19 protein-coding genes are annotated in these 18,483 nt (G+C 65.3%); 11 read left to right on the top strand and 8 right to left on the bottom strand.

Annotated elements, in window-relative coordinates:
* Nucleotides 1–35: 35 nt before the first annotated feature.
* Nucleotides 36–2,729 (bottom strand): aconitate hydratase AcnA, encoded by a 2,694-nt coding sequence (gene acnA, locus ABGN05_RS11010; protein WP_367954054.1) that lies wholly within the window; start codon nucleotides 2,727–2,729, stop codon nucleotides 36–38.
* Between the two features lie 267 nt (nucleotides 2,730–2,996).
* Here acnA and ccmA point away from each other — a divergent pair, with 267 nt between their 5' ends.
* Genes ccmA through ABGN05_RS10980 form a run of 6 tightly spaced genes read left to right on the top strand, consistent with a single transcriptional unit; the run spans nucleotide 2,997 to nucleotide 6,277 of the window.
* Nucleotides 2,997–3,599 (top strand): heme ABC exporter ATP-binding protein CcmA, encoded by a 603-nt coding sequence (gene ccmA, locus ABGN05_RS11005; RefSeq protein WP_367954053.1) that lies wholly within the window; start codon nucleotides 2,997–2,999, stop codon nucleotides 3,597–3,599.
* A gap of 1 nt (nucleotide 3,600) precedes the next feature.
* Nucleotides 3,601–4,266: a heme exporter protein CcmB gene (gene ccmB / locus ABGN05_RS11000; RefSeq protein ID WP_072607755.1), complete on the top strand. Its 666-nt coding sequence runs from the start codon at nucleotides 3,601–3,603 to the stop codon at nucleotides 4,264–4,266.
* A gap of 4 nt (nucleotides 4,267–4,270) precedes the next feature.
* Entirely contained in the window at nucleotides 4,271–4,711 is a 441-nt protein-coding gene (locus tag ABGN05_RS10995) for an ACT domain-containing protein (protein ID WP_367954052.1), read from the top strand.
* A 57-nt stretch (nucleotides 4,712–4,768) separates the two neighbouring features.
* Entirely contained in the window at nucleotides 4,769–5,533 is a 765-nt protein-coding gene (locus tag ABGN05_RS10990; protein WP_367954051.1) for a heme ABC transporter permease, read from the top strand.
* Between the two features lie 4 nt (nucleotides 5,534–5,537).
* The gene (gene ccmD, locus ABGN05_RS10985) at nucleotides 5,538–5,708 is read left to right on the top strand and encodes a heme exporter protein CcmD (RefSeq protein ID WP_367954050.1); all 171 of its coding nucleotides are present in this window, start codon (nucleotides 5,538–5,540) and stop codon (nucleotides 5,706–5,708) included.
* A 53-nt stretch (nucleotides 5,709–5,761) separates the two neighbouring features.
* Nucleotides 5,762–6,277, top strand: coding sequence for a DsbE family thiol:disulfide interchange protein (locus ABGN05_RS10980; protein WP_373695928.1), 516 nt, complete (start codon nucleotides 5,762–5,764; stop codon nucleotides 6,275–6,277).
* A gap of 28 nt (nucleotides 6,278–6,305) precedes the next feature.
* Here the strand turns inward: ABGN05_RS10980 and ABGN05_RS10975 are convergent, their stop codons facing one another.
* The 7 genes from ABGN05_RS10975 to ABGN05_RS10945 all read right to left on the bottom strand — a co-directional run bounded on the left by ABGN05_RS10975 (nucleotide 6,306) and on the right by ABGN05_RS10945 (nucleotide 13,037).
* Nucleotides 6,306–6,920, bottom strand: coding sequence for a pyridoxamine 5'-phosphate oxidase family protein (locus ABGN05_RS10975; protein ID WP_367954048.1), 615 nt, complete (start codon nucleotides 6,918–6,920; stop codon nucleotides 6,306–6,308).
* A 2-nt stretch (nucleotides 6,921–6,922) separates the two neighbouring features.
* Entirely contained in the window at nucleotides 6,923–7,576 is a 654-nt protein-coding gene (locus ABGN05_RS10970) for a septation protein A (RefSeq protein WP_367954047.1), read from the bottom strand.
* A gap of 42 nt (nucleotides 7,577–7,618) precedes the next feature.
* Nucleotides 7,619–9,094, bottom strand: a complete 1,476-nt coding sequence (ftsY, locus tag ABGN05_RS10965) for a signal recognition particle-docking protein FtsY (RefSeq protein ID WP_367954046.1) — start codon at nucleotides 9,092–9,094, stop codon at nucleotides 7,619–7,621.
* Nucleotides 9,095–9,105: 11 nt separating this feature from the next.
* Entirely contained in the window at nucleotides 9,106–10,404 is a 1,299-nt protein-coding gene (gene mtaB / locus ABGN05_RS10960; RefSeq protein ID WP_367954045.1) for a tRNA (N(6)-L-threonylcarbamoyladenosine(37)-C(2))-methylthiotransferase MtaB, read from the bottom strand.
* Nucleotides 10,404–11,285, bottom strand: coding sequence for a diaminopimelate epimerase (dapF, locus tag ABGN05_RS10955; RefSeq protein ID WP_367954044.1), 882 nt, complete (start codon nucleotides 11,283–11,285; stop codon nucleotides 10,404–10,406). The genes mtaB and dapF overlap by 1 nt, the downstream gene beginning before the upstream one ends.
* An 87-nt stretch (nucleotides 11,286–11,372) precedes the next feature.
* A complete protein-coding gene (locus ABGN05_RS10950; protein ID WP_367954043.1) occupies nucleotides 11,373–11,537 on the bottom strand; it encodes a DUF1328 family protein in 165 nt (54 codons plus the stop codon).
* A 405-nt stretch (nucleotides 11,538–11,942) separates the two neighbouring features.
* Nucleotides 11,943–13,037 carry an MBL fold metallo-hydrolase gene (locus tag ABGN05_RS10945; protein WP_367954042.1) on the bottom strand — a complete coding sequence of 365 codons (1,095 nt, stop codon included), beginning with the start codon at nucleotides 13,035–13,037 and terminating at the stop codon, nucleotides 11,943–11,945.
* Nucleotides 13,038–13,589: 552 nt separating this feature from the next.
* On the opposite strand from ABGN05_RS10945, the gene ABGN05_RS10940 reads away from it, so the two are divergent.
* The 5 genes from ABGN05_RS10940 to ABGN05_RS10920 all read left to right on the top strand — a co-directional run bounded on the left by ABGN05_RS10940 (nucleotide 13,590) and on the right by ABGN05_RS10920 (nucleotide 18,428).
* A complete protein-coding gene (locus ABGN05_RS10940) occupies nucleotides 13,590–14,189 on the top strand; it encodes a protease inhibitor Inh/omp19 family protein (RefSeq protein WP_367954041.1) in 600 nt (199 codons plus the stop codon).
* Nucleotides 14,190–14,225: 36 nt separating this feature from the next.
* Nucleotides 14,226–15,407, top strand: coding sequence for a cell division protein ZapE (gene zapE, locus ABGN05_RS10935; RefSeq protein ID WP_367954040.1), 1,182 nt, complete (start codon nucleotides 14,226–14,228; stop codon nucleotides 15,405–15,407).
* Between the two features lie 230 nt (nucleotides 15,408–15,637).
* Nucleotides 15,638–16,603 (top strand): malate dehydrogenase, encoded by a 966-nt coding sequence (gene mdh, locus ABGN05_RS10930; RefSeq protein ID WP_367954039.1) that lies wholly within the window; start codon nucleotides 15,638–15,640, stop codon nucleotides 16,601–16,603.
* 15 nt (nucleotides 16,604–16,618) lie between these two features.
* Nucleotides 16,619–17,812, top strand: a complete 1,194-nt coding sequence (gene sucC / locus ABGN05_RS10925; RefSeq protein WP_367954038.1) for an ADP-forming succinate--CoA ligase subunit beta — start codon at nucleotides 16,619–16,621, stop codon at nucleotides 17,810–17,812.
* Nucleotides 17,813–17,852: 40 nt separating this feature from the next.
* Nucleotides 17,853–18,428, top strand: coding sequence for a hypothetical protein (locus ABGN05_RS10920; RefSeq protein ID WP_367954037.1), 576 nt, complete (start codon nucleotides 17,853–17,855; stop codon nucleotides 18,426–18,428).
* Nucleotides 18,429–18,483 lie beyond the last annotated feature (55 nt).

The following is an 18,483-nucleotide window of genomic DNA, read 5'->3' as shown; positions in this document are numbered from 1 at the left end:
TCCCGCCGGTCGTTTTTTTTTCAGCGCCGCCAGTCTCAGGCGGCGAGGTCGCGCAGCACGTATTGCAGGATGCCGCCGTTCTTGAAGTAGTCGAGTTCGTCCAGCGTATCGATGCGGCAGATGATCGGTACGTCCACCGTCGATCCATCCGCGTACTCGATCTTCGCGCTCATCTTCTGGCGCGGCTTGATGTTGTCTATCCCGTCAATGGTGACCTTCTCGTCGCCCTTGAGGCCGAGAGAGGCCCATGACGTGCCTTCCTCGAAGACGAAGGGGACGACGCCCATGCCGACGAGGTTCGAGCGGTGGATGCGCTCGAAGGACTGCGCGACGACCGCCTTCACGCCGAGCAGGTTGGTGCCCTTGGCCGCCCAGTCGCGCGAGGAGCCATTGCCGTACTCGACACCGGCGAAGACGACCAGCGGCACGCCCTCCTGCTTATACTGCATGGCGGCGTCGTAGATCGACATCTCCTCCTTCGAGGGATAGTGGATCGTGTAGCCACCCTCGCGTCCGTTTTCGCCCAGCATGAAGTTGCGGATGCGGATGTTGGCGAAGGTACCGCGCATCATCACTTCATGGTTGCCGCGCCGCGTGCCGTACTGGTTGAAGTCGGCGACGCCCACGCCGTGGTCGGTGAGGTACTGTCCCGCCGGGGAAGCGGCCTTGATGGAGCCGGCCGGCGAGATGTGATCGGTGGTGATCTTGTCGCCGAACAGGCCAAGGATGCGCGCACCCTGGATCTTGCCGACGTCGCCCGCCTTCTTCGGCATGCCGGCGAAATAGGGCGGGTTCTGGACGTAGGTGGAATCGTCGTCCCACGCGTAGGTCTCGCCGGCCGGGATCTGCACGGCCTGCCAGTTCTCGTCGCCGGTGAACACCTCGGCATATTTCTGTACGAAAAGATCGCGCGTGACGTGCTTGTGGATGAACTCCTGGATCTCCTGGTTGGAGGGCCAGATGTCCTTCAGGAAGACGTCCTTGCCGTCCTTGCCCTGGCCGATCGGCTCCTTGGTCAAGTCCTTGGTGACCGTTCCGGCGAGCGCATAGGCGACGACCAGCGGCGGCGAGGCGAGATAGTTGGCTTGGACGTCCGGCGAGATGCGGCCTTCGAAGTTGCGGTTGCCGGACAGCACACCGGCCGCGATCAGGCCCTTGTCGTTGATGGTCTTGGACACCGCCGGCGGCAGCGGGCCGGAATTACCGATACAGGTCGTGCAACCGAAGCCGACGAGATTGAAGCCGATCTGGTCGAGCTCCTTCTGCAGGCCGGCCTTCTCCAGGTATTCGGCGACCACCTGCGAACCGGGCGCCAGCGAGGTCTTCACCCACGGCTTCTGCTTCAGGCCGAGGCGGTTGGCGTTGCGTGCCAGAAGCCCGGCTCCGATCAGCACCGACGGGTTCGACGTGTTGGTGCAGGACGTGATGGCGGCGATCGCCACGTCGCCATGGCCGAGATCGAAATCCTCGCCCTCGACCTTCCAGCGCTTGTCGGCTTCGGACGCGTCCTTCTTGTATTCCTTGACCAGTGCCTCCTCGAAACCGGCGGCGATGCCCGGAAGCGGTATGCGACCCTCGGGGCGCTTGGGGCCGGCCATCGAGGGAACCACGTCGCCGAGGTCGAGTTCCAGCGTATCGGTGAACACCGGCTCGGCGGCACCCGGCTGCCAGAACATGCCCTGCGCCTTGGAGTAGGCCTCGACCAGCGCGATGCGATCCTTATCGCGGCCGGAGATGGTGAGATACTTCAGCGTCTCCTTGTCGACCGGGAAGAACCCGCAGGTCGCGCCATACTCGGGACCCATGTTGCCGATCGTGGCGCGGTCGGCCAGCGTCATCGAGGCGAGGCCCTCGCCGAAGAACTCGACGAACTTGCCCACGACGCCCTTCTTGCGCAGCATCTGGACGACGGTCAGCACGAGATCGGTCGCGGTCACGCCTTCCTTCATCGAGCCGGTCAGCTTGAAGCCGACGACCTCGGGCAGGAGCATCGACACCGGCTGGCCGAGCATGGCGGCTTCCGCCTCGATGCCGCCGACGCCCCAACCGAGTACGCCCAGGCCGTTGATCATGGTGGTGTGCGAATCGGTGCCCACGCAGGTGTCGGGATAGGCGACGGTGGCGCCGTCCTCGTCCTTCGTCCAGACGGTCTGGCCGAGATATTCGAGGTTCACCTGGTGGCAGATGCCGGTGCCGGGCGGCACGACGCGGAAATTCTGGAACGCCTGCTGGCCCCATTTCAGGAAGCGGTAGCGCTCGCCGTTACGCTCGTATTCGAGCTCGACATTGCGGGCAAAGGCCATCGGCGTTCCGAACTCGTCGACGATCACCGAATGGTCGATGACGAGGTCGACCGGCACCAGCGGGTTGATCTTCTGGGGATCGCCGCCGAGCGCCTTGATGCCGTCGCGCATGGCAGCGAGGTCGACGACGGCGGGAACGCCGGTGAAATCCTGCATCAGCACGCGCGCCGGGCGATAGGCGATCTCGTGGCCGGCCGAACCCTTGTCGTCCAGCCACCCCTTGAGCGCCTCGATGTCGGCCTTGGTGACCGAGCGGCCATCCTCATTGCGCAACAGGTTCTCCAGAAGCACCTTCATCGAGAAGGGCAGGCGCGACACGCCCTCGAGCCCGTTCTTCTCGGCCTCCGTCAGGTCGAAATAGACGTACTCCCTGTCTCCCACCTTGAGGGTGCGGCGGCAATTGAAGCTGTCGAGAGATTTAGACACGTGCGATCCCTAACTGTCTGTTGCCGAATTGGAAACGGACGCCAGTGCAAGGTGAGCAAAGGTGCGGGTACGGTCATTTCCGCTATCCGCTCCTGGGTACCGCGCCCCTTGCGGGGAGGTGGCGCCGTTCGGCGTAATTGGCTTCCATGCTGACCGCTGGCACGGTTGCTGATCTCTTAGAGAATTTCTAAAGAGAGTTCCAGTGTCGCGGGCGGGAATAATGCTGCATCGCAATGCGACTTTCAGCGGGCGAGGAACGGATCTGGCATGCGCCTCGTGGCGAACGATCTATCGGGCGAACGCGGCGGCGAACCGGTGTTTTCCGGCATCTCCTTCGGAGTGGCCGATGGCGAGGGATTGCTCGTCACGGGCCCCAACGGTTCCGGCAAGTCGACGCTGCTCCGCATCGTGGCTGGCCTGCTCCCGTCGGCGGGTGGGAGAATCGAGATCGAGGACGCGGACGCCCGATGGCCCGATATCGCCTCGGCCTGCCACTATCTTGGCCACCAGAACGCGCTGAAGCCGGCGCTGAGTGTGCGCGAGAACCTCGGCTTCTGGCGCGACTACATGGGAGAGCCGCACCTTGCGGTCACCGAGGCGCTCGAGATGGTGGGGTTGGACGAGATCGGCCACCTGCCGCTCGGCTACCTGTCGACCGGCCAGAAGCGGCGCATCGCCATCGCCCGGCTTCTGGTGAGCTATCGTCCGGTCTGGCTGCTCGACGAGCCGACGGCCGGCCTCGACCGGGCTTCCGAGAAGCAGTTCGCGGATCTGATGCGGGCGCATCTCGAAGACGGCGGCATGATTCTCGCCGCCACCCACCTGCCGCTCGGGCTGGAGTGGACGCACGAGCTGAGGATGGGGGCCTGAGATGCTGGCCCTCTACGTCCGCGACGTGCGGCTCGGTATCCGCGCCGGCGGCGGGGCCTTGGTCGGCATCCTGTTCTTCCTCGCGGTCGTGGCGGTCATCCCTTTCGGCGTGGGGCCGGACCTGAACCTACTCGCGCGCATCGGCCCGGCGATCCTGTGGATCGGCGCGCTGCTCGCCAGCCTGCTCGGGCTCGACCGCCTGTTCCAGGCAGACCGCGACGATGGTTCCCTCGATCTCCTGATCATGAGCGGCGGACGGCATCTGCTCGCGCTGGCGGTGCTGGTGAAATGCCTCGCGCACTGGACGGCGAGCGTCCTGCCGCTGGTGATCGCCGCGCCGCTCCTCGGGCTCTTCATGAACATGGACCCGGTCGGCATTGGCGCCGCCACGCTGACGTTGCTCTTCGGCACGCCGGCAATCGCCTTTATCGGCGCGGCGGGCGCTGCGGTGGCCGTGTCGCTGCCGCGCGGCGGGCTGCTGGTTTCGGTGCTCGTCCTGCCGCTGGTCATTCCCGTGCTGATCTTCGGCGTGTCGGCGAGCTACGGCGCGGTGACCGAGCCCGACCCGTTCCTGCCGCCTTTCCTGCTGATGGTGGCGCTGACCATGTTCTTCGCGGTGCTCGGCCCGTTGGCCGCGGCGGCCGCCCTTCGCTGGTCGGCGGACTGACGCGATGTCTGGCGAGACCGATCTGCAAACGCTGCTCGCCTCGATGCGACCACGCCTCGACGACCGAGTGTTCGCCTTCGCCAGCGCGACACCTGATCAGCCGCTGCCGCAGGAGGCCGGCATCGTCATGCGCTTTTCCGAGCGCGAGGGAACGACCCTCGTCCTGCCGATGGAGGATGCGACCCGCCTCGGCATCGAAGGCACCTTCCCCTGCCGGATGATCACGCTCGACATCCATTCCTCGCTGGAGGCGGTCGGGTTCCTCGCCGCGATCCTGCCGCGCCTGGCGGCCGCCGGCATCGGCGTCAACCCCGTCTCGGCCTTTCACCACGATCATCTCTTCGTACCATCCGACAGAGCAGAGGATGCGCTGGCGATCCTGAGCGGCATCGCAGCCGAGGCGCAAGCCGGGGCGATCCGCCGCGGTCCCGTCGCATCGAATTGATCGCCGGTTTGACGAGGGTCAATTGCGGCTCGCGCCAAGGAATTCTATGAGGAACCGATGAGCCAGACCACGATCGCACCCGGACGCTGGAGCGACCTCGCCAATCCCACGCGGTTCGTCGCGCTGGCGAACGCCGTCGTGCCGTGGCTCGCCGGCCTGGCGGCGGTCGTGCTGGCGGTCGGGTTGTGGCTCGCATTCGCCGCGCCCGAGGATTACCAGCAGGGCATCACTGTGCGCATCATGTACATCCACGTGCCCTTCGCCTGGCTCGCCATGATGTGCTACTCGATCATGGCCGTGTCGGCGATCGGCACGTTGGTGTGGCGCCATCCGCTCGCCGACGTCGCGCTGAAGGCGGCGGCACCCATCGGCGCGGTGTTCACGGCGCTGTCGCTGATCACCGGCTCCATCTGGGGCAAGCCCATGTGGGGCACCTGGTGGGTCTGGGACGCGCGGCTCACCTCCGTCTTCGTGCTCTTCCTGATGTATCTCGGCCTTATCGCGCTCACCCGCGCGCTCGACGATCCGAGCCGCTCCGCGCGCGCGGCGGCGATCGTCACGCTGGTCGGCTTCGTCAACATCCCGATCATCAAGTTCTCGGTCGACTGGTGGAATACGCTGCACCAGCCCGCCTCGGTGATGCGTCTCGACGGACCGACGATCCATCCAAGCCTGCTCTGGCCGCTGCTTACGATGGCGTTGGGCTTCACGCTGCTCTTCTTCACGCTGCATCTGATGGCGATCCGCACCGAGATCTGGCGCCGCCGGGTGGCCGCCATGCGCCGCGTCAGCGCCCGCCGCGCCGACCGCAAGGCGGACTGACGACATGACCCATGCGCTCTACGTCGCCGCCGCCTACGGCATTTCGGCGATCGCTATCGTCGCGATGATCGCCTGGAGCCTCCTCGACCAGCGTGCCCGCAAGGCCGAACTCGCGGAACTCGAGGCGAGCGGCGTACGCCGCCGATCCGAGCGTGCTCGGGAGGACAAGACTTGAGCATCGAGGAGAGCCCGCGGAAACCGCGCCGCTGGATCGTATTCGTGCCGCTGATGGCCTTCCTGGTCCTGTCGGGCCTGTTCCTGGCGCAACTGATGTCGGGCCGGGACACCTCCACGATTCCCTCCGCGCTCATCGGCCAGGCCGCGCCGCCGACGGACCTGCCGCCGCTCGAAGGCGCCGGCGTGCCGGGACTCAACAATGCCGGTCTCAAGGGCGAGGTGACGCTGGTCAACGTCTGGGCATCCTGGTGCGCGCCCTGCCGCCAGGAGCACCCGCTGCTGATGCAGCTGGCAGGGGACGACCGCTTCCGCATCGTCGGGCTGAACTACAAGGACGACCCGGCCAACGCCCGCCGCTTCCTCGGCGAACTCGGCAGCCCCTACGACGCGATCGGGGTGGATGCCAAGGGCCGCACGGCGATCAACTGGGGTGTCTACGGCGTGCCGGAGACGTTTCTGGTGGGCCGCGACGGCACCATCCTGTGGAAGCATGTCGGCCCGTTCACGCCGGAAAGCGTGCGGGACGAGTTGATGCCGCAGATCGAGAAGGCGCTGGCCGCGGGGTAAGGTTGGCAGGCGCCGTTCCCGGGCATCCTCACCACATCGATTTGGCGTAGGCGTCGTCCAGCCACTCATCCGTCTCGCGCGCCGGCTGAGGCAACGCAAGCTGGTCCTTGAGAATCTGGCCCAGTGTCGGCATCTCGGCGCGCGCCGGCCAGCTTTCCGGTTTCCACAGTTCCGAGCGCATGAACGCCTTCGCGCAATGCATGTAGCAGGCGAGCACTTTTACCACGATCACGGTCGCCGGCAGCTTGCCGTCGACGGATAGACGGGTGCGCAAGGCTTCGTCCGTGGTGATGCGGGCTTGCCCGTTGATGCGCAGCGTCTCGTTCATGCCCGGGATGAGGAAGAGCAGCCCGACCGCGGGATCGCGCAGGATGTTTTCCAGCGTGTCGAGCCGGTTGTTGCCGGGCCGGTCGGGAATGGCGATCGTGTTGTCGTCCAGCACCGCCACGAACCCCGGCTTGTCGCCCTTCGGCGTCACGTCGGCATTGCCCTGGCCGTCGCACGAGCCGATGAGCACGAAGGGGCTCTTTGCCAGGAAGTTCCTGGAGTGGGCATCGAGCGCGCGCAGCTCCTTGCGGATGGGCGCGTCGCCCGGCTCCTTGTAGATCGCACGCAGTTCCTCGCGGGTCGTCAGATACTCCATTGTCAGCCCTTCCTCCCGAACGTGTCGTCCGTCGAATGCCTCATGATGAGCGGCATCTGGCTGAATGTGAAGACGAGCGTGATCGGCATGATGCCCCAGACCTTGAAGGCGACCCAGAAATCCGTGGAGAAGCTCCGCCAGACGACCTCATTGGCCACCGCCAGGAAGAAGAAGAACAGGCCCCAGCGCAGCGTTAGCTTGCGCCAGCCCTCGGCATCGAGGCTGAAGGCCTCATCGAAGACGTAGCCGAGCAGCGACTTGCCGAACATCAGTCCGCCGAGCAGGACGGCGCCGAAAAGAGTATTCACGATGGTCGGCTTCATCTTGATGAAGGTCTCGTCCTGCAGCCAGAGCGTCAGCGCGCCGAAGACGAATACCACCACACCCGAAACCAGTGGCATGATCGGCAAGGTCCGGACGAGCAGCCAGGAGACAGAAAGCGCGAGCGCGGTGGCCACCATGAACAGGCCGGTCGCGATGAAGAGCGGACCGCCGAGTTCGCTGAGCGAAGTGAAGGTCTCCGCCAGCCACTCGCCGCGCGAATTGGCGAAGAAGAACACCATCAGCGGCCCTAGCTCCAGCACCAGCTTGAGCAGCGGGTTCATATGCCGGCGCTTGGGATCGGCGGGGTCTCGTTCGAAGATCGGTTCTTGCATGACTATCCTTGTCCGCGGGTCGTTTCCGGGTCTTGCGGCGGGTCAGGCCACGCCCGCGATGGCCCTGGCAAAATCGCCGGCCGAGAAAGGTTCGAGGTCGTCGACCTGCTCGCCGACGCCTATGAAGTAGACTGGCAACTTGTGCTTGGCGGCGATCGCCACGAGGATGCCGCCGCGCGCAGTGCCGTCGAGCTTGGTCATCACCAGCCCGTTCACCCCCGCCACGTTGCGGAAGATCTCGACCTGGTTCAGCGCATTCTGCCCGGTGGTGGCGTCGACAGTTTGAAGCACGGTGTGCGGCGCCTCGGGATCGAGCTTGCCGAGCACGCGGACGATCTTCTCCAGTTCGGCCATCAGTTCGGCCTTGTTCTGGAGCCGGCCGGCGGTGTCGATGATCAGCACGTCGGCCCCCGCATCCTTGGCCTTCTCGTAGGCGTCCCAGGCGAGGCCCGCGGCGTCGGCGCCGAGCTTCGAGGAGACGACCGGCGAGTTCGTGCGCTCGCCCCAGATCTTTAGCTGCTCGATCGCGGCGGCGCGGAACGTGTCGCCCGCCGCCAGCATCACCGACAATCCGCCAGCGGTCAGCTTTGCCGCCAGCTTGCCTATGGTCGTGGTCTTGCCGGTGCCGTTGACGCCGACGACCAGCACCACGTGCGGCTTATGCGACAGGTCCAGTTCCAGCGGCAGGGCAACGGGGCCGAGCACCTTCTCGACCTCCTTCGCCATGACGGTGCGGACCTCGAGGTCCGAGACGTCCCGCCCGTAGCGGCCGGAGGCGAGCGAGTCGGTGATGCGGATCGCGGTTTCCATGCCGAGATCGGCGCGGATCAGAACATCCTCCAGATCCTGCAGCGTGTCCTCGTCAAGGCGCCGTTTGGTGAAAACGCCCGATATGTTACCGGAAAGCTCCTTCGACGAGCGCGAAAGACCTTCGCGCAGGCGCTGCAGCCAATTCGGGCGCGGCTGCGGTTCGATCGGGGCCGGCGCGGCTTCCGCCTTCCGCTCGACGGCCTTGCCAACGGTGACCCTGCCCCGTGGCCGCGTCGTACCCGACGCGGGCGGTTGCGGCACCGGCTCGGGTTCGGGCGCGATGTCGTCGACGAAGGGATCGGAATGGACGGGCGAAGGCTCTCGCAAGGGCGGCAGGATTTCGGAAACGGGCACGGAGGCGTGCTGCTCCCCGGAATCGGGTTCGGGCGCCGCGACGGGCGCTTCATCCGCGGTCGGTTGCGCCTCTGCTGCTTTGGGCAGCGGTTCGACGGCTTGTACAGGTTCGGTAGGGCGACGTTCGGGAGCGGGGGCGACGGCTTCCGGTTCCGGAGCGATTTCGTCCAGGATCGGATCCGGCGCGACCGGCGATGGCTCGCGAAGCGGCGGCTGGATCTCGGCCGAAACCTCGGTGGCGGCGGGCTCGGCCGTCGGGAGCGTCACCGCGTCGGACAATTTCTCCTCGGCCGGCGCCTCTTCGACCTTGTTCTTGCCGAAGGAAAAGACCTTCTTGATGAATCCGAATGCCATGCGTCCTCGGTCTAGGCGGCTTGCGCCTGGTCGGATGCCGCGATCAGCTGCGATCCGTCGTGTCCCGAAATGCGTACGGGCACGATCTCGCCGGGGCTGCCCCGGTCGACTTTCACCAGCGTGAAACCCTCGGTGCGGCCGACGCCTTCGCGTTCGACGAGCACCGACTGGTCGGTGCCGCGCAACGCCTCGATGTGCCGGCGGTAGGCGGCGTCGCCCGCCGCGCGCAGGCGTGCCGCCCGCTCCTTGACGATGCCTCGCGCAAGTTGCGGCATGCGCGAAGCGGGCGTGCCCTCGCGCGGCGAGAAGGGGAAGACGTGGAGATGCGTTAGCCCGCATTCCTCGACGATCGCGAGGGAGTTCTCGAACATCTCCTCCGTCTCGGTCGGGAAACCGGCGATGATGTCGGCGCCGAAGACCATGTCTGGCCGCAGGCGCCGCACGTCCTCGCAGAAAAGGATGGAATCGGCGCGCAGATGGCGCCGCTTCATGCGCTTCAGGATCATGTCGTCGCCGGCCTGGAGAGAAAGATGCAGATGCGGCATCAGCCGCTTCTCCGTCGCGATCGCCTCCATCAGGTCCGCGTCCGCCTCGATGGAGTCGATAGAAGACAGCCGCAGGCGGCGGATGCTTGGAACCTGGCGCAGGATGGTCCGCACCAGCCTGCCCAGCCTTGGGGCACCCGGAAGGTCGGCGCCGTAGCTCGTCATGTCGACGCCGGTGAGCACCACCTCCGCATAGCCGTTGTCGGCGAGCCGCTTCACCTGCTCGACCACGGCACCCATCGGCACCGAGCGGGAATTGCCGCGTCCGTAGGGGATGATGCAGAAGGTGCAGCGGTGGTCGCAGCCGTTCTGCACCTGCACGAAGGCGCGCGCGCGGCCCTCGATCGCGTCGACCATGTGCGAGGCGGTCTCGGTCACCGACATGATGTCATTGACGCGCGCCTTCTCGGTGTCGTTCACGCCGAAATCCGGCAGGGCGCGGTAGTTGTGGCGCTTCAGCTTCTCCTCGTTGCCGAGCACGAGGTCCACTTCCTTCATGCCGGCAAAACTGGCGGGATCGGTCTGCGCTGCGCATCCGGTCACGATGATGCGCGCGTGCGGCTGTTCGCGCCGAGCCTTGCGGATCGCCTGTCGCGCCTGGCGCACAGCCTCGGCGGTCACCGCGCAGGTGTTGAAGACCACCGCGCCGCCCTGGAGTTCGCCCAGGCCTGCCGCCTCCGCCTCGCGCTTCATCACCTCGGACTCGTAGGTGTTGAGACGGCAGCCGAAGGTGACGACGTCGATGCCCTTCGTCGCATGCGCCATCAGAGCGCGCCCTCGATCTCGCGCGCCCAGACGCCGGTTCGCGGGTCGAAATTGCCGGAGAACTCCCATTCCGCCGGGCCGGTGAGGATCACGTGGCCGTCCTCGCGCCACTCGACCGTCAAATGTCCGCCGGGCGCGGTGATGTCGACCTTGCGGCCGGTGCGCCCCGTGCGGGCCGCGCAGACGGCGGCGGCGCAGGCCGCCGAGCCGCAGGCCCTGGTCAGTCCGGCGCCGCGCTCCCATGTGCGTATCGTCAGCGAGGCTGGCGACGTCGCCTGCGCGATGGTGATGTTGGCGCGCTCCGGGAAGATCGGGTGGTTCTCGAGCAGCGGTCCGACGCGGTCGAGTTCGTAGCTCCACACGTCGGCATCCACCCAGAAGACGGCATGCGGATTGCCCATCGATACGACGGAAGGCGAATGAAGAACCGGCGCGTCGATCGGCCCAGCCTGCAGTTCAATGGCGCGCGTGTCTCGGAATTCCTCCGCGAGAGGAATGTCCCTCCAGCCGAAGCGCGGCTCTCCCATGTCGACTGAGATCAGGCCGTCCTCGTGTTCCCGCGCGTTGAGGATGCCGGCTACGGTCTCGAAAGCGAACGCCTTCTCCCCCGTCTCCGCCGACAGCGCCTGGACCACGCAACGCATGCCATTGCCGCAAGCCTGCGCCGGGGAGCCATCGGAATTGAGGATGTCGATGAAGAAGGCGGTACCCGGGGTCCGGGGATCGTGGATCGCCATGATCTGGTCGAAGCGCGTCACGGGATCGGCCGCAAGCACGAGCGCGGCCGCCGGCGCGACCCGATCCGCACGACCGCGCATGTCGGCGACGATGATTTCGTTGCCGAGCCCGTTCATCTTCGCAAAGGGCGCGCGGTCAGACATGGCCAGGAACCGGAGTGCTCGTTCTCAGCCGCTATATGGCGGAACTGGCCACGGATTACCAGTCTTGCCGGCTCTCGCCGGCCGCGGTTACGCCGCGATGGCGATCACGCCGAACAGGACGAGCAGGAAGAGGATGAGGACGATACCGATGAGCACCTTCGCACCGGTCAGCGCGGCTCCGGAAACCGAATTGAACCCGAGCAGGCCCGCGACGGCGGCGACCACGAGAAGAATGAGGATCCATTTGATCATGATGAAACATCCCTCGGCAGTTTGCCTGCCCATAATGGAACAGGAGGGACTTTGTTCCGGATCGGAAGGAAGCCAGATGGACGACCAACGCGACCGGTCGCGGGGATCCACGAACCGGTCGCGCTTAGCCGTGGCCGACGACGAACCGTGGGGCAGGAGGTTCGCGTGACGGCTTTGGCATTCGTACGCAGTGCGGCAGCGACGGCATTTCCGGCTGACCGTGCCGGGCTGTCGCGCGACCGGGAAACTGCCTGTCGGGGCGGGCTGGGAGGATGCCCGCATAACCCGTCAGGGCCGCTCGTGGACTGCGCTTCGTTCTCGTCCGATCGACTTCACTTGCCGACGAATTTCGTCCCGCAACCTTTCGAGGGCATGTCGCGGAGATGAAACTTCCGTAACGGACCGTTACGTTGTGGAGGACGGCAAGTCCCAGGCCTCGCCGGGCAGCATCGGCCGGAAGCGCTCGCGCGGTACGCCGGCTGAATCCAGTGCGGCGTACAGCCGGTCGCGCGGCTCATCGATCGGCTCGTTCGTCAGCTGGAAGGTCCCCCAGTGGCAGCCCGCCGCGAACTCGGCGTTGCAAAGGCGCATGCCCTCGACGGCCTCCTCCGGGTTCTGGTGCTGGCCCTCCATGAACCAGCGCGGCTCGTAGGCACCGATCGGCAGCACCGCGAGACGGAAACTCCCGTGCTTCTGTGCCGCGTCCCTGTAGTTGATGCCGCGATGGAAGCCGGTGTCGCCGGCGACGTAGACCTTCCCGGCGGTGGTCTCGACCACGAAAGCCGACCAGAGCGCCATGCGCCGATCACCGGCCCCTCGCGCGGACCAGTGGTGCGCGGGCTCGATGTGGACCGTCGCCTTGCCGGACGGTGCAGCGAAATCGTGGCTTGCGCCCCAGTCGCCGCAGAAGATGCGCATGCCCGGAACGTCCTTGCGGACGATGGCGTCGTTGCCGAGCGGCGTCACCAGGAGCGGATCGTGCGCCTGCCGAAGCCGCAGGAGCGTGGCTGCGTCGAGATGGTCGTAGTGGTTGTGCGACAACAAGACGACGTCAATCGGCGGAAGATCGTCGAAGGCGATGCCAGGTTCGTTGACCCGGCGCGGACCAATGAAGGACAGCGGCGACACGCGCTGCGACCAGACCGGATCGGTCAGGATCGACAGGCCGGCGATCTGGATCAGCAGCGTCGCATGGCCGACCATAGTTACGCGGAGCGCGTTCTCGTGCGAGAGCGTGTCCGCCTTTGCGGGCGCAAACGGGCTCGGCCACGACGCCGGCCATTTCGCGCGCCCTCCGGCGAACTGCCAGCGCAGGAGGTCAGTAAACGGACGCGGCGGGATGCCTTCTGGATTGAAGAAGATGCGGCCGTCGAAATGATCGCTCGGCGGACCGCCATAATAGGGGTTGTCGTTCTTCCCGCCCGCCGCCAAGGTTCCGCCTCCTGCAATCGACAAAAGGCCCGCCGCGCCGGACCACTTTAGCAGCGCTCGCCTGTTCATGGTTTTTTCTTAGGTGATCGCGACCAACGATCAAAGCCCCGTGTCATTGAGGTCGCTACCTTGTGATGTCGCCATCGACAATGGCGGAATTCGCGGACTGCTCTCGATCATGGTGCGTGGTTCGACAGGCTCACCATGAGGGCCGCTGGAGGTTTGGCGGGCGCCAGAGGATTGTTCCGCGATCGGCCGGATATCACGCCGGGAGCCCGCCTGACCATCCATACCACACATGGTGAAGCTATGGTGAGGACGACACACGTGGTGAGGCATGAAACCACCAATACCCATCACGGTGAGCCTGTCGAACCACGCACCAACATGGAAAGCCTGCCGAACCACGATGCCGAGGCAAGCACCTCGGAAATGCGGAACTTGAGATGGCGAGGGGGTTGTCTTGGCGCCCAAACAGGCAATATCGCGATCAACAGGGCCGGTGGCATGAAATCTTCGCGAATCAGATATCATCGGACTCAACATTGCCACGTTTGTGGCGATTCACAGGCGCACATGCGTGGCGGCGCGACTTGCCTGCCGCCCTCACGGAGGTTCACGATGACGCTTTCGAATGCCGGACGGACGAAAACGGGCCTGGCGGCTCTGATGCTGGTGTCGCTGGCGATCGTCTCCGGTTGTCAGGGAGATCGCATGAGCTCGGTCAGCACTCGCCCCGAGCCGCTGCGCCCTGCACCTTCAGGGTCCGTGGTGGCCAGCCAGCTTCCCCCGCCCTCGGGTCCGACTGACCCCAGCGCCTTCCCGCCCGCGCCCACTGTCCCGGGACAGCCTCTTCCAGGGCAGACCGGCACCGATGTCGCTTCTCTCGACCCTGCCGCCGGCGCCGCGCCAGTCGAACCCGTTGTTCCCGCGGGTGCGGCCGACCTTACCGCCGGCAGCGTCGCCGGCGTGTGGAGCGTCAGCGTGGCAGGACAGTCATGCCGGGTCGCGACGCCGCAGACGAAGTTCGGACAGGGCTATCGCGCCGGGCCGCTAGGATGTCCAGCGCCGATGGACGGCGTCAAATCATGGAACGTGGCGGGCAAGCAGCTTTCGCTTTACGACGAGAGCGGCAACGCGCTGGCGCGGCTCTACTCTTCGGGCGCCGAGCGGTTCGACGGCCAGACCACGTCGGGTCAGCCGATTTCGCTGTCCCGCTAAAGCAGTCGCAAGCCAGAAACGCGTACCGGTCGCCCGATGTCGCTCCGCGATGGTCTGCAGCCCTTTCCGTCGCTCCGCCAGGCCTACCGCAACCGCATCGAACGCGGCGAGATCAGCCGCGACCCCGCGCAGGAGACGGTCGCGGCGGCGCTCGACCGGCTGATCGAGGAGATCGCGACGAGGCGGCTCGCCGCCAAGTCGAGTTCGCTCGGCTGGCTCTTCGGCCGCAAGCGGCAGGCCAAGGCGTCTGTGAAAGGCCTCTACATCCATGGCGGCGTCGGACGCGGCAAGACCATGCTGATGGACCTGTTCTTCGAACTGATCCCGGTCAGGCGCAAGCGGCGCGCTCACTTCAACGACTTCATGGCCGACGTGCACGACCGCATCGGCCGGCACAGGGCGGCGGTCAAGGCGGGCGAGGCCAAGGGCGATGATCCGATCCCTCCGGTCGCGCAAGCGCTCGCCGCCGAGGCCTGGGTCTTGTGCTTCGACGAATTCTCGGTCACCGACATCGCGGATGCCATGATCCTGTCGCGCCTGTTTTCTGCGCTCTTCGATCAAGGGGTCGTGCTCGTGGCGACCTCCAACGTGGCGCCCGACGACCTCTACCGCGACGGCCTGAACCGTCCGCTCTTCGAGCCCTTCATCGGCATTCTCAAGCGACACGCGGACATCCTGCATCTCGACGCCCACACGGACTACCGGCTGGACAAGCTCAGCCGCGTGCCGGTCTACATGAGCCCGGTCTCCGACGAGACGGAACGTGCCTTCGACGCCGCCTGGACGGACCTCGTCAACGGTTCGGCGGAGCACCGCGAGGAGATATTGGTGAAAGGCCGGCACGTGCCGGCGCCGCGGGTGGTGCGCGACGCGGCCCGCTTCACCTTCTCCGAGCTCTGTCGCAAGCCCCTCGCCGCGCGGGACTATCTGGCGATCGCCGACCGCTTCCGCACCGTCTTTCTCGAACACGTCCCGGTCATGGACGACTCCACGCGCAACGAGGCCAAGCGGTTCATCCTCCTGATCGACACGTTCTATGACAGGAAGGTCAGGCTGGTCGCGACCGCAGAAGCGCCGCCGGAGAAGCTCTATCGCGGCAGGACGGGCGCCGAGGCGTTCGAGTTCGACCGCACCGCATCGCGTCTGGTCGAGATGCAGAGCGAGGAGTGGCGCGATCGATTGACGGAACAGGTACCGGAACCGCGACCCGTCTCCTGACGCGCGGCAAGACCAATGTGGCGACAAGAATAATTTTTACGTTTACGTAAATGCCGGAAGTCTTAACCGATTGAAACTATTCATACGGAAATTTTCAGTTGAGTTTTTCGCCCTCGGACGGTAAGGCGACGTCGTGAAATGCAGGCCTTTCCGGGCCGAAATCGCCGCACGCAAGGCACCCATTCTCGGGGCTGTCCCGCCCTGAATTGTCGCGAGGGAATCCAAACAACATGGCACGCAGCAAGATCGCGCTCATCGGTTCCGGCATGATCGGCGGAACCCTGGCTCACCTGATCGGGCTCAAGGAACTGGGCGACGTGGTCCTGTTCGACATCGCCGAGGGCATCCCGCAGGGCAAGGGCCTGGACATCGCGGAATCCTCGCCGGTAGACGGATTCGACGCTAGCTATTCCGGCGCCAACGACTATTCGGCGATCAAGGGCGCGGACGTCTGCATCGTCACGGCCGGCGTGCCGCGCAAGCCCGGCATGAGCCGCGACGACCTTCTGGGCATCAACCTGAAGGTCATGGAGCAGGTCGGCGCCGGCATCAAGAAGTATGCGCCCAAGGCCTTCGTGATCTGCATCACCAACCCGCTCGATGCGATGGTGTGGGCGCTGCAGAAATTCTCCGGGCTGCCGAAGAGCCACGTGGTGGGCATGGCCGGCGTACTGGACTCATCGCGGTTCCGGTACTTCCTCGCCGAGGAGTTCAAGGTCTCGGTCGAGGACGTTTCTGCCATGACGCTCGGCGGCCATGGCGACGACATGGTGCCGATGGTGCGCTATTCGACGGTTGCCGGCATCCCCCTGCCCGATCTGATAAAGATGGGTTGGACCACCAAGGAAAAGCTCGACGCGATCGTGGAGCGCACACGCAAGGGCGGCGGCGAGATCGTGAGCCTCCTCAAGACCGGGTCGGCTTACTACGCTCCGGCGGCATCGGCTGTCGCGATGGCCGAAAGCTATCTCAAGGACAAGAAGCGCGTGCTGCCCTGCGCCGCGCATTTGAGCGGCCAGTACGGGCTCAAGGATATGTATGTCGGCGTGCCGGTAGTGATCGGCGCGGACGGCGTGGAGCGCATCATCGAGATCGACTTCAACAAGGCCGAGCAGAAGATGTTCGACAAGTCGGTCGCCGCCGTGCAGGGCCTTTGCGAAGCCTGCATGGGCATCGCCCCGAACCTCAAGAAGTAAGGGAAACCCGCCCCCATGAACATCCACGAGTATCAGGCCAAGCAGGTCCTGAAGGGCTACGGCGCGCCGGTCGCCGAGGGCGTGGCGATCATGTCGAAGGCCGAGGCTTCGGACGCGGCGAAATCGCTGCCCGGGCCGCTCTACGTCGTGAAGAGCCAGATCCACGCCGGCGGCCGCGGCAAGGGCAAGTTCAAGGAACTGGGTCCCGATGCAAAGGGCGGCGTGCGCCTGGCGAAGTCGGTCGAGGACGTCGTCGCCAACGTCAACGACATGCTCGGCAACACGCTGGTGACCAAGCAGACCGGTGCCGAGGGCAAGCAGGTGAACCGCCTCTACATCGAGGACGGCGCCGACATCGACCGCGAACTCTATCTCTCGATCCTGGTCGACCGCACGGTCGGCCGCATCGCCTTCGTGGTTTCCACCGAAGGCGGAATGGACATCGAGCAGGTGGCGCACGACACGCCGGAAAAGATCGTCACCGTGGCTATCGATCCCGAGAAGGGCGTGACCTCCGGCGACGTCGCGAAAATCAACGATGCGCTCAAGCTTTCCGGCGACGCGGCCAAGGACGGAGAAACCCTGTTCCCGATCCTCTACAAGGCCTTCACCGAAAAGGACATGAGCCTGCTCGAGGTCAACCCGCTGATCGTGATGACCAACGGCCGCCTGCGCGTCCTCGACGCCAAGGTCTCCTTCGACAACAACGCGCTGTTCCGTCATCCGGACATCATGGAACTGCGCGACACGACCGAGGAGGACGAGAAGGAGATCGAGGCGTCGAAATATGACCTCGCCTACGTCGCGCTCGACGGCAACATCGGCTGCATGGTGAACGGCGCCGGCCTTGCCATGGCGACGATGGACATCATCAAGCTCTACGGCGCCGAACCGGCCAACTTCCTCGACGTCGGCGGCGGTGCCAGCAAGGAAAAAGTGACGGCGGCCTTCAAGATCATCACCGCCGATCCAGCGGTGAAGGGCATCCTGGTCAACATCTTCGGCGGCATCATGAAGTGCGACGTCATCGCCGAGGGCGTGATCGCCGCGGTGAAGGAAGTCGGCCTCAAGGTTCCACTCGTCGTGCGGCTCGAAGGCACCAACGTCGAACTCGGCAAGAAGATCATCAACGAGAGCGGCCTCAACGTGATCTCAGCCGACGATCTCGACGACGCGGCCAAGAAGATCGTGGCGGCGGTTAAGGGCTGAATTTGTGCGACCGGCGGCGCCGATCCTCCTGACAGGCCTCGTGCTGAGCGGCGCGTGGCCGGCGTTCGCGGAGACGGACTGGTCGAAAAGTTTCGTCGCCACATTCGAGGCTGCGTGCGTGCCGGAGCGCCTGAGCTATGAGGGTACGCTGTCGAATGCGATCGCCGAAGGATGGTCGAAATTCGACCCCGCCCGCCACGCGGAGTTCTTGGCGATGATGTCTCAGGTCGCGGCCAGCGTCGAGGAGGACGCGGAGGAACTGGACATGACTTTCGTATCCGAGACCTTGTCGAAAGAGGTTGCTGAACGTCCTCTTCACCTAGTCGTCTCGTTCGTGAAGTCCGAATATCTCGATTCCGTCGGTTGTTATCTCTATGATTTCGACGCAACCGAACCGGTGGCCTCTTCGGCGGTTTCCAATCTCCTCGGCGTCAAGCCCGCACAGATCCACCGGGATGAGACAATTGAGGGCGCGGTCTGGGGACCGCCGCCGTCGATGCCCCGTACGCTCGATACCTATCTCACCTACATCCCACCGGGAAGTCCGCTTGTGACTATGGCGGGATTTGACGGGGTGGTGTTGAAGTTCACAACCTCAGCGCCGGAGCGTGACTGATGGCGTACGGGATCCGAAACGTCGCTTGCTTCGCTCCACTTATTTCCACATATAT

Source organism: Aquibium pacificum (assembly GCF_040839445.1).
Classification (GTDB): Bacteria; Pseudomonadota; Alphaproteobacteria; order Rhizobiales; family Rhizobiaceae; genus Aquibium; species Aquibium pacificus.
This window is presented reverse-complemented; position numbering and strand designations above follow the sequence as displayed.